This window comes from Mycobacterium venezuelense (assembly GCF_054919535.1).
Genome location: NZ_JBONDW010000004.1, coordinates 196569 through 208978 on the forward strand (window position 1 = coordinate 196569; position 12410 = coordinate 208978).

Annotated in this window: 11 protein-coding genes; 6 read left to right on the forward strand and 5 right to left on the reverse strand. The window is 67.8% G+C overall.

Annotation, left to right across the window (positions count from 1 at the left end):
• Positions 1 to 29 precede the first annotated feature (29 nt).
• The 6 genes from murJ to ACRCUN_RS08360 all read left to right on the forward strand — a co-directional run bounded on the left by murJ (position 30) and on the right by ACRCUN_RS08360 (position 7851).
• Positions 30 to 3671 (forward strand): murein biosynthesis integral membrane protein MurJ, encoded by a 3642-nt coding sequence (gene murJ, locus ACRCUN_RS08335; RefSeq protein ID WP_462141350.1) that lies wholly within the window; start codon positions 30 to 32, stop codon positions 3669 to 3671.
• Between the two features lie 100 nt (positions 3672 to 3771).
• On the forward strand, positions 3772 to 4407 hold the full coding sequence (sigM, locus tag ACRCUN_RS08340) for an RNA polymerase sigma factor SigM (RefSeq protein ID WP_462141158.1): 636 nt from the start codon (positions 3772 to 3774) through the stop codon (positions 4405 to 4407).
• Positions 4361 to 5083, forward strand: coding sequence for an RsmA family anti-sigma factor (locus ACRCUN_RS08345; protein WP_462141159.1), 723 nt, complete (start codon positions 4361 to 4363; stop codon positions 5081 to 5083). Before sigM ends, ACRCUN_RS08345 begins: the two co-directional genes overlap by 47 nt.
• Before the next feature lie 148 nt (positions 5084 to 5231).
• Positions 5232 to 6167, forward strand: coding sequence for a thioredoxin-disulfide reductase (gene trxB / locus ACRCUN_RS08350; protein ID WP_462141160.1), 936 nt, complete (start codon positions 5232 to 5234; stop codon positions 6165 to 6167).
• Positions 6168 to 6198: 31 nt separating this feature from the next.
• A complete protein-coding gene (trxA, locus tag ACRCUN_RS08355; protein WP_462141161.1) occupies positions 6199 to 6531 on the forward strand; it encodes a thioredoxin in 333 nt (110 codons plus the stop codon).
• Between the two features lie 129 nt (positions 6532 to 6660).
• Positions 6661 to 7851 (forward strand): N-acetylmuramoyl-L-alanine amidase, encoded by a 1191-nt coding sequence (locus ACRCUN_RS08360; protein ID WP_462141162.1) that lies wholly within the window; start codon positions 6661 to 6663, stop codon positions 7849 to 7851.
• 190 nt (positions 7852 to 8041) lie between these two features.
• On the opposite strand, the gene ACRCUN_RS08365 is transcribed toward ACRCUN_RS08360, so the two are convergent.
• The 5 genes from ACRCUN_RS08365 to ACRCUN_RS08385 all read right to left on the reverse strand — a co-directional run bounded on the left by ACRCUN_RS08365 (position 8042) and on the right by ACRCUN_RS08385 (position 12382).
• Complete coding sequence (locus tag ACRCUN_RS08365; RefSeq protein WP_462141163.1) at positions 8042 to 8788, reverse strand: acetyltransferase; 747 nt, start codon at positions 8786 to 8788, stop codon at positions 8042 to 8044.
• A 239-nt stretch (positions 8789 to 9027) separates the two neighbouring features.
• On the reverse strand, positions 9028 to 10032 hold the full coding sequence (locus ACRCUN_RS08370) for a ParB/RepB/Spo0J family partition protein (RefSeq protein WP_462141164.1): 1005 nt from the start codon (positions 10030 to 10032) through the stop codon (positions 9028 to 9030).
• 50 nt (positions 10033 to 10082) lie between these two features.
• Positions 10083 to 10949 (reverse strand): ParA family protein, encoded by an 867-nt coding sequence (locus ACRCUN_RS08375; protein ID WP_462141165.1) that lies wholly within the window; start codon positions 10947 to 10949, stop codon positions 10083 to 10085.
• A 122-nt stretch (positions 10950 to 11071) separates the two neighbouring features.
• Positions 11072 to 11779, reverse strand: a complete 708-nt coding sequence (gene rsmG / locus ACRCUN_RS08380) for a 16S rRNA (guanine(527)-N(7))-methyltransferase RsmG (RefSeq protein ID WP_462141166.1) — start codon at positions 11777 to 11779, stop codon at positions 11072 to 11074.
• A gap of 60 nt (positions 11780 to 11839) precedes the next feature.
• Positions 11840 to 12382 carry a Jag family protein gene (locus ACRCUN_RS08385; RefSeq protein WP_462141167.1) on the reverse strand — a complete coding sequence of 181 codons (543 nt, stop codon included), beginning with the start codon at positions 12380 to 12382 and terminating at the stop codon, positions 11840 to 11842.
• Between the last annotated feature and the right edge of the window lie 28 nt (positions 12383 to 12410).

Genomic DNA, 12410 nt, shown 5'->3' on the forward strand with positions numbered 1-12410 from the left:
ACCCACGCGCCGGGCGGCCCGTCACCCCGATGGGACCTCCCCCGGCCCGCCCCCCTGCCGTCCGGCCGGTCGGCCCACCGCGCATACCGCGGGGCCCGGGTCCGCGTCGCCGGGCCGGACGGCCCGAACTGTCCGACGCGGCCGTGGTGTCACGGTCGTGGGGCATGGCGTTCGCGACCCTGATCTCGCGGATCACCGGGTTCTTCCGCATCGTGCTGCTCGCGGCGATTCTCGGTGCGGCGCTGTCGAGCGCGTTCTCGGTGGCCAATCAGCTGCCCAACATGGTCGCCGCGCTGGTTCTTGAGGCCACGTTCACCGCGATCTTCGTGCCGGTGCTTGCCAGGGCCGAACGCGACGACGCCGACGGCGGAACCGCGTTCATCCGGCGGTTGGTCACGCTTGCCACCGCGCTGCTGCTGGCCGCCACGGTGCTGTCGGTGGCGTGCGCACCCCTTCTCGTGCGCGTGATGCTGGGCAGCGACCCTCAGGTCAACAATCCGCTGACCGTGGCATTCGCCTACCTGCTGCTGCCGCAGGTGTTGTTCTACGGGCTGACGTCGGTGTTCGGCGCAATCCTCAACACGCGCAACGTGTTCGGGCCGCCGGCGTGGGCCCCGGTACTCAACAACGTCGTCGCCATCGTCACGCTCGGCCTGTATGTGCTCGTCCCCGGCGAACTCTCGCTCGACCCGGTCGAGATGGGTAACGCCAAACTTCTGGTACTCGGGATCGGCACCACGTTGGGCGTGGTCGCCCAGACCGCGGTGCTGCTGGTCGCGATCCGCGCCGAACGGGTCAGCCTACGGCCGCTGTGGGGCTTCGACGACCGGCTCAAGAAGTTCGGCGGCATGGCCGCCGCGATGGTGCTCTACGTCGTCATCAGCCAGATCGGGCTGATCGTCGGTAACCAGATCGCGAGCTCGGCGGCGGCGTCGGGTCCCGCGATCTACAACTACACCTGGCTCGTGTTGCAGCTGCCGTTCGGGATGATCGGCGTCACCGTCCTCACGGTCGTGATGCCCCGGCTGAGCCGCAACGCCGCCGCCAACAACACCCCGGCGGTGCTCGCCGACCTGTCGCTGGCCACCCGGCTCACGATGGTCACGCTGATTCCGATCGTCGCGATGATGACCGTCGGCGGGCCCGCGATCGGCAGCGCGTTGTTCGCCTACGGGAACTTCGGGGAGGCCGACGCCGGGTACCTCGGCATGGCGATCACGCTGTCGGCCTTCACGCTGATCCCCTACGCGCTCGTGCTCTTGCAGCTGCGGGTGTTCTACGCGCGCGAACAACCGTGGACGCCGATCATCATCATCGTCGTCATCACCGTCGTGAAGATCGCGGCATCGATCGCCGCGCCCGCGCTCGCCGACAATCCGGAAATGGTCGCGGGCTACCTGGGCCTCGCGAACGGGCTGGGCTGGGTCGCCGGGGCAATCGTCGGCCATGTGCTGCTGCGGGCCAACCTGGACCCGCCGGACGGGCGGCTGCTCAGCCTCGCGGTGATCCGGACGATCCTGGTGACGATCACGGCGTCGCTGATCGCCGGTCTGGTGGCGCAGGTGGCCGACCAGCTGCTCGGCCTCGAATCGCTCACCACTCACTGGGGCGCGGCGGGCTCTCTCCTGCGGCTCGTGGCCCTGGGCCTGATCATGGTCCCGATCATCGCGGGTGTGCTGATCGCGGCGAAGGTACCCGAGGCGCAATCGGCGCTCGCCGTGGTCCGCCGCCGCTTGGGCAACCGGGGCGGCGCGCCGGCCGGCCACCCGGAAAGGGTAGCCGTGCAAACTATTCGACGGCCCGTCCAGCCACGGCCGCCCAGCCCGGTCACGTACCCTGATCAGAGGAATTCTTCTCCCCACCGGTTCCCGCCAGCGCCGGCAGCCGGTTGGGGTGGGGCTCCGGCCTCCGTTGCCGGAGCGGGGACTCGGAAAGGACCACCGGTGACCGACGAATCTGCGGGCGGCCCGGCACTCGAGGGGACCGCGACGACCAAACTGCCCCGTCCCGCCCCCGATGACTTCCAGCCGGACGTGCCGGCCGGGGACAACGCGCCGTCCGACGACACCGTGACCATCTCGAACGGCTCGACCTCGGGCCGGCCGCCCGCCGACTACGGCGGCGACCCGACCCGGGAACCGATCTCGTTCGCGCCGCCGCGTGAGCCCGCCGTCGAATCGGCCACCGCCGGAGAGGACATGCACCTGATTCCGGGTGCCACCATCGCCGACGGTCGCTACCGGCTGCTGGTGTTCCACGGCGGGCCGCCCAATCTGCAGTTCTGGCAGGCGCTCGACACCGCGCTCGACCGTCAGGTCGCACTGACCTTCGTCGACCCCGAGGCCACGATGCCCGACTCCGAGGTGTCCGACATCCTGTCGCGCACGCTCAAGCTGAGTCGTATCGACGTGCCCGGTATCGCCCGCGTGCTCGACGTGGCCCACAGCGGGTCCGGCGGCCTGATCGTCTCGGAGTGGATTCGCGGCGGGTCGCTGGCCGAGGTCGCCGACACATCCCCGTCGCCGATCGGCGGGGCGCGGGCCATCCAGTCGCTCGCCGCGGCCGCCGAGGCCGCGCACCGCGCCGGCGTCGCGCTTTCGATCGACCATCCCAGCCGGGTGCGGGTCAGCATCGAGGGCGACGTCGCGCTCGCCTTCCCGGCCACGCTGCCCGACGCGACGCCCGACGACGACATCCGCGGTATCGGAGCCGCCCTGTACGCGCTGCTGGTCAACCGCTGGCCGCTGCCGGAGACCGGGGTGCGCAGTGGCCTCGAGCCCGCCGCACTCGACTCGGCCGGCCAGCCCGTCGAGCCGCGCGCGATCGACCGCGACATCCCGTTCCAGATCTCGGCCGCGGCTGCCCGCGCGGTGCAGCCCGGCGGTGGCATTCGCAGCGCGCCCACGCTGCTGAACCTGCTGCAGCAGGCCACCGCGATCGCCGACCGGACCGAGTTGATCGACTCCGTCGACGAACAGCAGCCGCCGCCACCGGTGCGCAGCCCGCACACCGACGATGCCGACGCGCAGGCCCGGCGCAAGAAGGGCCTCATGGTCGGCCTCGCGGCCGGCGCCGCGATCATCATCGTCGCGCTCGTCGTGATGGCCTCGATCCTCAGCCGCATCTTCGGCGACGTCGGCGGCGGACTGGACAAGGACGAGCTCGGGCTCAACGCGCCCACCTCGGCCACCGAATCCGAGAACGGTGGGGCCGCGACCGGCAGCACCGTGAAACCGGTTCGGGCAACGGTCTTTTCCCCGGAGGGTGAGGCCGACTCGCCGAACCAGGCCGGGCTCGCGATCGACGGCAACAGCAGCACCATGTGGGCGACCGACACGTATTCCGACCCGGCGCCGTTCCCCGGTTTCAAAGACGGTGTCGGCCTGATGCTGCAGTTGCCGCAACCCACCGTGATCGGCGAGGTCACCCTCGACATCACGAGCACCGGCACGTCCGTGCAGATCCGCTCGGCGGACAGCGCATCGCCGTCGTCGCTGTCCGACACCACCGAGCTGACGCCGCCGACCCCGCTCAAGCCCGGCTCCAACACGATCTCGGTGGAGAAAGCCGACCCGACGTCGTACGTGCTGGTGTGGATCTCGACGCTGGGCACTGTCGACGGCAAGAGCCGCAGCGACATCTCCGAGATCACCATCAAGGCCGCGTCCTGACCGGTTCATCCCCAGCCCGCGGGCGGCCCTGAGCAGGCGTGACGGCAGTCGGGCCAAACAAGTGTCCGGAGTGGGTGCCCGCACCGTTTAGGTTCGGCATGTGGGAAGGTTCGGGGGAGCCAGCGAGTTTGCGGGGCCGGTGAGTCACCGCTCCGATGCCGAGTTGCTCGCCGCCCACGTGGCCGGGGATCGCTATGCGTTCGAGGAGCTGGTGCTGCGCCATCATCGCCAGCTGCGCCGGCTCGCATATCTGACAAGCCGCCACCACGACGATGCCGATGACGCCGTGCAGGACGCGCTGCTGTCGGCGCACCGCACGGCGGCGTCGTTCCGGTTCGACTCGTCGGTGAGCAGCTGGCTGTACCGCATCGTGGTCAACGCGTGCCTCGACCGGTTGCGGCGGGCGAAGACTCAACCCGGTGCCGCGCATCGCGACGAGCTCGGCGAACTCGACCACGTGCGCGACCCGGCCGGCGACCCCGCTCACCGGGTCGACACTGCGATCGTCGTCGAACGGGCGCTGCTTCAGCTGCCGGTCGAACAGCGTGCCGCAGTGGTCGCCGTCGACATGCAGGGCTATTCGGTGGCCGAGACGGCTCGGCTGCTCGGCGTCGCCGAGGGGACGGTCAAGAGCCGCTGCGCCCGTGCACGCGCCAAACTGGCCCGGTCGCTGCAGTATTTTGAGGGCGATGAACGGCAGCACGCACCCAGTGCCGTCCGGCGGGCTCACCCCTGACCTGTTGGCGGAGCTGCAAGCCGGGCTGCTCGACGATGCGACCGCAGCCCAGGTGCGCCAGCGCGTGCGCACCGACCCCGAAGCCGCGGCGATGCTGGCCGCACTCGACCGGGTCCGGCGCGACGTCGCCGCCCTCGGCCACGACGACGCCTCAGCCCCGCCCGTTCCGCCCGAGGTGAGCGCTCGCGTCGTCGCCGCGCTACGGGCGGCCGACGGGAACGACACATCGGCGCCCGCGCCGAGCCGCTTGCGACGGTTCGGCGCGATCGCGGGCTGCTGCGCGGCATTGCTTGCCGTCGGGCTCGGCGCAGCCACGCTCACGCGGACGCCCGATACCGCCGGCTCGCCCCCCGCGAGCCTCAACCGGATGACTGTCGCACCGCCCCCGGCCGACGTCGGATTGTCCGAACCGGAGATCGTCGGGCTGCTGTCGGGCCGGCCCGATTTCGGGGCGCTGGCCGATCCCCGACGACGGGCGCAGTGCCTGTCGGCGCTTGGTTACCCGTCGGGGGTCCGAATCCTCGGCGCCCGTCCGCACTCGGTGAACGGCCACCCCGGCATCTTGATCCTGCTGCCGGCCGACACGCCGAACGCGATCGTGGGGCTCGTCGTGGCGCCCGACTGCGACGCTGCACACACCGAGTTGCTGGCCGATACCGTGGTCAAACAGCCCTGACCGGTTGCCCGGCCGTCCCATGGAGCCCGCCGGGAACACCTCGGCATAGGCTGGTGTTGCTACCCGTGCTGATTGTGCTCCTCACGTACGGCGGCGCTGACAGTGCTCCGCACGTACGGCGGAAGAACGCTCCGGCAGAAAGGCCCTCATGTCCACCACTCCGACGGTTCACGACGTCATCATCATCGGGTCCGGTCCGGCCGGTTACACCGCCGCGGTCTATGCGGCCCGCGCGCAGCTCAAGCCGCTGGTGTTCGAGGGCACTCAGTTCGGCGGCGCGTTGATGACGACGACCGAGGTGGAGAACTACCCCGGCTTCCGCGAGGGCATCACCGGGCCGGAACTCATGGATGAAATGCGGGAGCAGGCGCTGCGCTTCGGAGCCGATCTCCGCATGGAGGACGTCGACGCCGTACAGCTCGACGGGCCGGTCAAGACGGTGACCGTCGGCGACGAGACCCACCAGGCCCGCGCCGTGATCCTCGCGATGGGCGCGGCGGCGCGCCATCTGGGCGTACCGGGCGAGGAGGCCCTGCTCGGCATGGGCGTGAGCACGTGCGCCACCTGCGACGGCTTCTTCTTCCGCGACCAGGACATCGTGGTGGTCGGCGGCGGTGACTCCGCGATGGAGGAGGCGACGTTCCTGACCCGGTTCGCGCGCAGCGTCACGCTGATCCACCGCCGCGACGAGTTCCGCGCGTCCAAGATCATGCTCGAACGCGCCCGCGCCAACGAGAAGATCACGTTCCTGACCAACACCGAGATCACCGAGATCGAGGGCGACCCGAAGGTCACCGGCGTACGCCTGCGCGACACCGTCACCGGCGAGGAGTCCAAGCTGGCCGTGACCGGGGTGTTCGTGGCGATCGGCCACGATCCGCGTTCAGAGCTGGTGCGGGACCAGGTCGAACTCGACGACGAGGGTTACGTGAAGGTCGCCGGGCGCAGCACATACACCTCGGTTGAAGGCGTGTTCGCGGCAGGCGATCTCGTGGACCACACCTACCGGCAGGCCATCACCGCAGCGGGCAGCGGTTGTGCGGCATCGATCGACGCCGAGCGCTGGCTCGCCGAAACCGCTTGATTCCCAACAGTTCCCAACAAGGAGAGGCACTATGAGCCAGGACAGCGCAACCGTGGCGGTCACCGACGATTCGTTCTCCGACGACGTGCTGACCAGCAGCAAGCCGGTACTGGTGGACTTCTGGGCCACCTGGTGCGGACCGTGCAAGATGGTCGCCCCCGTGCTCGAGGAAATCGCCACCGAGAAGGCCGATGAGCTGACCGTCGCCAAAATCGACGTGGACGCCAACCCCGCCACGGCGCGTGACTTCCAGGTCGTCTCGATTCCGACCATGATCCTGTTCAAGGACGGCGCCCCGATCAAGCGCATCGTCGGCGCAAAAGGCAAGGCAGCGCTGCTGCGCGAGCTTGCCGACGCCCTCTGACAACTCCGTTAGAGCACGGTTAGACCGGCGCCCGAACCGCCTGGCGTTTTCCGGAATCGGGTCGAAATCTGAGACAATGCTGCCTAGCTAGTCCGGCAGATTGCCGAAAACCAGCCTGGAGGGCCCCGTATGTCGAGTCTGCGTCGCGGTGATCGTGGCGGTGCGGTCACCGAGATCCGGGCGGCGCTGGCGGCGCTTGGTCTCATCGAGAATCCCGACGCGGATCTGAGCACGGGCCGGCACGTCGCGCTCGACGCGTTCGACGACGAACTCGACCAAGCCGTCCGCGCGTTTCAGCAGCATCGCGGCCTGCTCGTGGACGGCATCGTCGGGGAGGCCACGTATCGCGCGCTGCGCGAAGCGTCCTACCGCCTCGGCGCACGTACCCTCACCCACCAGTTCGGTGCGCCCATGTACGGCGACGACGTCGCGACCTTGCAGGCCAGACTGCAGGATCTCGGTTTCTACACCGGTCTGGTCGACGGCTATTTCGGCCTGCAGACACACAACGCGTTGTCGTCCTACCAGCGTGAATACGGCCTCTATCCGGACGGTATCTGCGGCCCGGAAACGCTGCGCTCGCTGTACTTCCTGGGCTCCCGCGTGACCGGTGGCTCACCGCACGCCATCCGCGAGGAGGAGCTCGTTCGCAGCTCCGGCCCACGTCTCTCGGGCAAGCGCGTGATCATCGATCCGGGCCGCGGCGGCGCCGACCACGGGCTGATCATGCACGGGCCAGAAGGTCCCATCAGCGAAGCAGACATCCTGTGGGACTTGGCAAGTCGGCTCGAAGGCCGCATGACGGCGATCGGCATGGACACCTTCACGTCGCGGCCGGCCAACCGCAGCCCATCCGACGCCGAGCGCGCAGGCACCGCCAACACCGTGGGTGCCGATCTGATGATCAGCCTGCGCTGCGCCACCCAGCCCAGCCCGGCGGCCAACGGCGTCGCATCATTCCACTTCGGCAACTCCCACGGCTCGGTATCGACCATCGGCCGCAATCTCGCCGACTTCATTCAACGTGAAGTCGTGGCGCGCACCGGATTACGGGATTGCCGCACCCACGGCCGCACCTGGGATCTGCTGCGGCTCACCCGCATGCCTACGGTTCAGGTCGACATCGGCTACATCACCAACCCGCGCGACCGCAGTCTGCTGGTGTCGACCCAGACCCGGGATGCGATCGCCGAGGGCATACTCGCCGCGGTGAAGAGGCTCTATCTGCTCGGCAAGAACGACCGGCCCACTGGGACTTTCACGTTCGCCGAGCTCCTGGCTCACGAACTGTCGGTCGAACAGGCCGGCCGCGGCGCCTGACTCCCCCGCTCTCGCGGTGAGTCCCTGATCGATGTGCCGGTAATCGCGGGGTCATGTCGACCAACCCTCGACCACGGCTGATATTCGCGCGAGCACGCCGGGATCCATTGGTGCAGAGAAGATTTCACGCAAGCGCGGCGGCATCGATCACCGGTTTTCTTTGCGCACAAACGATTTGGCCGTAGCAGTGTTACGGCAACGACACCGAGCCTGCGCCGACGGGAAGTTCGATGCGAGCATTCTCGAGCAGCCGCTCCAGCGCCGCTTCCACTTCGGCCTTCCACCCGAGGCCCTTGTCGAGCTCGAGGCGCAGCCGCGGGAAGTATGGGTGGGGCGCCACGACCGTGAACCCCACATCCAGCAGGAAATCCGCGGAGATCATGCACTGGTCGACCGCGCAGTCCCCCAGCACCTCGACCACCGGCGCAAGTTCGTCGGGCAGTGATCCGCAGTCGACCTCCGTCACGGCGGTCGTGTAACCGAACGCCTCAAGCGCGCGAACACCGCGCCGGACCAGATCGCTCACAACCGCGGCGAGCAGACTCGCCGACAGCCCTTCGCTCTCCTCCGGTGACTCGACGGTGACAGTCGTCAACAACACCGCATCGGCACTGACCGGTGCGGTCGGGAACAGCCGGGCCCGTGGTACCGCACCGGGCGGCGCGTAGAACGCGTATCCGACACACGGCTCGTCACCGGTCAGAAGCGTCTCGAACTCGCCCGTGGCGGGCGGTGACGAATGCACCGCCAGCTGCCCGCACGATCCCCACTCGAGCATGACCATCGACAGCCACGCTTCCTTCTCGAACTCGGGATCGGTGAGGTGGTCCTCACCGGGGACGGTCGACGGATCGACTTCCCAGAACACACACCGCCGCGCATGCTTCGGCAGCTGCTCGAATCCCTCGAGCCGAAGCGGCGTGATATGTGCTGACACTAGACTCCCCGGCTTTCACACGAAGTTGACGTGCGCGGCTGCACCTCAAGGATAGGAGAGCAGGCCCTCAACGGCCCAGTCGGCGGTGAAACTCTCATCGAACACCGCCTTTCTTCCGAATTATAGTGGCGCACAAGTGCTTTGCCTCCGCGTCCGCCCGCTACCGAGTGCGCCTTCACCTGATGTGTCACAGTGACGGAACGACCGCGTGTAGTTGATCGTCGGTTGTCACCGAGTTTTCACTGCTCTTGGGCGCTCATCAGTTCGACAATGCGCTGAAGATCGTCGACCGATCCGAACTCCACCACGATCTTGCCCTTGCGTTTGCCGAGGCTCACCGTCACCCGAGTGTCGAACGCCGTTGAGAGCTTTTCGGCAACGTCCTGAAGACCCGGCATCTGGATCGGCTTACGGCGGGGCGGCGGGGCGGTCTTGCCGTCGCGGTTGGCAAGGGTCACGGCCTCCTCCGTCGCCCGAACGGAGAGACCTTCGGCGACGATGCGGGCCGCGAGTTCCTCCTGCTGTTCTGGGCTGCCCTCGAGCGAAAGGAGTGCGCGCGCGTGCCCGGCCGACAGTACACCGGCGGCGACCCGGCGCTGGACCGCGATCGGCAGGCGCAGCAAGCGGATCATGTTCGAGATCAGCGGACGCGACCGTCCGATGCGGGCGGCCAGTTCATCGTGGGTGACCTCGAACTCGTCGAGGAGCTGTTGGTACGCCGCGGCCTCTTCCAGAGGATTGAGCTGCACTCGGTGGATGTTCTCCAAGAGCGCGTCACGAAGCATGCTGTCGTCGGCAGTCTCACGCACGATCGCGGGGATCGCGGTCAGGCCCGCCTGTTGGGCAGCGCGCCAGCGGCGCTCGCCCATGACGATCTGGTAGCGGATGTCGCCCTCACGCGCCACCGCACGGACGACGATCGGCTGCATCAGGCCGAACTCCCGAATGGAGTGGACCAGCTCGCTCAACGCCTCATCATCGAACACCTGCCGGGGCTGGCGCGGGTTCGGCTCGATCGCGGCAGGATCGATCTCGCGGTACGTCGCGCCAACCCCGTCGATCTGCTCGACCGGGGCCGCGGCGGGCTCACCGGGCGGCGCCGGCGGCGCACCAAGTAGAACGTCGGCGGCGGTGTCCCCCATCCGCGGGCTCAGCGCGTCCGGACCGCCATCGGCTGGCCCCGTCGGAATCAGGGACGCCAGCCCTCTACCGAGACCGCTCCGCTTCCGTGCCGGCTGATTCATGATCGTCTCCTGCCCTCTGCCGTCCGCTACCACGCCAACTTCTTCTTCAACTACTGCACGCGGGGCGGCGCACCGCGCTCCGCGATCTCACGACTGGCATCGAGATAACTCAGCGCGCCGCGCGAGCCCGGGTCGTAGTCGAGGATCGTCATGCCGTATCCCGGTGCCTCCGAAACCTTCACGCTCCGCGGAATGACCGTCCGCAACACCTTGTCGCCGAAGTGCTCGCGGACATCCTCTGCAACCTGGTCGGCAAGTTTGGTCCGGCCGTCGTACATCGTGAGTATGACGGTGGATACCGACAGGTCCGGATTCAGATGCGCCTTCACCATCTCGATGTTGCGCAGCAGCTGTCCCACGCCTTCCAGTGCGTAGTACTCGCACTGGATGGGGATCAGTACCTCCGGTGCCGCGACAAGTGCGTTGATGGTCAGCAGTCCGAGGGACGGTGGGCAATCGATGAACACGTAGTCGAAGTTGTAGTTCTTGAGCTCGGCGAGCGCGGACCGTAGTCGGCCTTCGCGGGCGACCATGCTGACCAATTCGATCTCGGCTCCCGCAAGATCGATCGTGGCCGGAATGCAGTACAGGCGCTCACTGTGCGGGCTCTGCTGCAGCGCCTCCTGCACCGGGATCTCACCGATGAGAACTTCGTACGACGAGGGAGTCCCCGGCCGGTGCTCGATGCTCAGCGCCGTACTGGCGTTGCCCTGCGGGTCGAGGTCGATCACCAGGGTGCGCAGCCCTTGCAACGCGAGCGCGGCAGCCACGTTCACGGCCGTCGTCGTCTTGCCGACTCCGCCCTTCTGATTGGCGATGGTGAACACGCGCTGGCGCTCGGGGCGGGGAAGCTGACCGTGCGATGTGTGGAGGACACGGGTCGCCTGTTCGGCCTCCGCCGCGATGGGCGTGTCCATGCTGGCATCCGCCGACCACGTTGTGTTGACCGGAGTTGTGTTGACCGGACCGTTCCATGTTTCACGTGAAACATTGGGCTTACCCACTGCGCCTGGCACCTCGTTCTGATTCGAACCCATCTTCATCTCCTGCCCGCTCTCCCCCGCGGTCCGGCTTTGCCCGCCGGTCCTTGCCGCCCACGATTGCTCGCCCTGCGCCGCGCGTCGACGACGGTTACGGGTGGGTTCAAATAGTTCGCGCCACATCTCACTACCCTGGCATCCACTGCGCCAAGCGATGTCATCACACGCCGGAACTCTTCGATCTCGACCTCGGCACGTTCGCCCTTGATCGCCAACATGCGTCCCCCGTCACGCAGCAGCGGCATGCTCCATCGCGCGAGCTTGTCCAACGAAGCCACCGCGCGAGAGGTCACGACGTCCATCTCCCCCGCTTGCTCTTGCACGGCACGATCCTCGGCCCTGCCCCGGACCACGGTGACGCTGAGATCAAGTTCGGCAATCACTTCGATTAGAAATTCACTGCGGCGCAGGAGCGGTTCAACCAAGGTGACCCGAAGATCTGGGCGGGCCAACGCCAACGGTATCCCGGGTAACCCCGCGCCACTACCGATGTCGGCGATGCGCTCGTCGGCGGTCACCAACTCGCCCAGAGCTGAGCTGTTGAGGATGTGGCGCTCCCAGAGCCGGTCCACTTCACGTGGCCCGATCAGTCCGCGCTCGACGCCGGCGCCGGCGAGGATCGCGGCGTACCGTTCGGCTCTTGGGAGACGGTCGCCGAACACAACGCCAGCGGCCTCCGGTGCCGCGGGTGCCGGTCCATGTTTCACGTGAAACATCCTCCGCACTTCCGCGGCCACGGAGGCCGCCAACGAACTACAACGATGTAACTAGCCAAGAAGAACCACGACGCGACGCGACGGCTCAACGCCCTCGCTCTCACTACGGACGCCGTCAATCGCGGCTACCGCGTCGTGGACGATCTTCCTCTCGAAGGGAGTCATCGGCGCGAGCTCTTCACGCTCACCTGACTCAAGCACCCGGCGCGCGACCTTCTCGCCGAGCGCGGCGAGCTCGTCCCTGCGGCGGCGACGCCACCGGGCGATGTCGAGCATGAGCCGGCTCCGCTCCCCGGTCTTCTGATGGACGGCCAGCCGAGTCAGCTCCTGCAGTGCGTCGAGCACCTCGCCCTTACGGCCGACCAACTTGTTCAGGTCTCCACCGCCGTCGATGCTCACGACAGCGCGGTCGCCTTCGACATCGAGGTCGATATCCCCGTCGAAGTCCAGAAGGTCGAGGAGCTCCTCGAGGTAGTCGCCCGCGATCTCGCCCTCGGCGACCAATCGCTCCTCAAGATCGTCCTCGACCTTCGCCACGGACTCGGCGCCCTCATTTACGTCGGCGTCCGGTTCAGTCGTCTGTGCGTCCGTCATATCCGTCTTCTCCCTACTTGTGCCAGCC

Coding starts and splice junctions, on each gene's coding strand:
- trxB (WP_462141160.1), top strand. CDS start 5,232: ATGTCCACCACTCCGACGGTTCACGACGTCATCATCATCGGGTCCGGT.
- murJ (WP_462141350.1), top strand. CDS start 30: ATGGGACCTCCCCCGGCCCGCCCCCCTGCCGTCCGGCCGGTCGGCCCA.
- ACRCUN_RS08385 (WP_462141167.1), bottom strand. CDS start 12,382: ATGACGGACGCACAGACGACTGAACCGGACGCCGACGTAAATGAGGGC.
- trxA (WP_462141161.1), top strand. CDS start 6,199: ATGAGCCAGGACAGCGCAACCGTGGCGGTCACCGACGATTCGTTCTCC.
- ACRCUN_RS08345 (WP_462141159.1), top strand. CDS start 4,361: ATGAACGGCAGCACGCACCCAGTGCCGTCCGGCGGGCTCACCCCTGAC.
- ACRCUN_RS08360 (WP_462141162.1), top strand. CDS start 6,661: ATGTCGAGTCTGCGTCGCGGTGATCGTGGCGGTGCGGTCACCGAGATC.
- ACRCUN_RS08370 (WP_462141164.1), bottom strand. CDS start 10,032: ATGAATCAGCCGGCACGGAAGCGGAGCGGTCTCGGTAGAGGGCTGGCG.
- ACRCUN_RS08375 (WP_462141165.1), bottom strand. CDS start 10,949: ATGGACACGCCCATCGCGGCGGAGGCCGAACAGGCGACCCGTGTCCTC.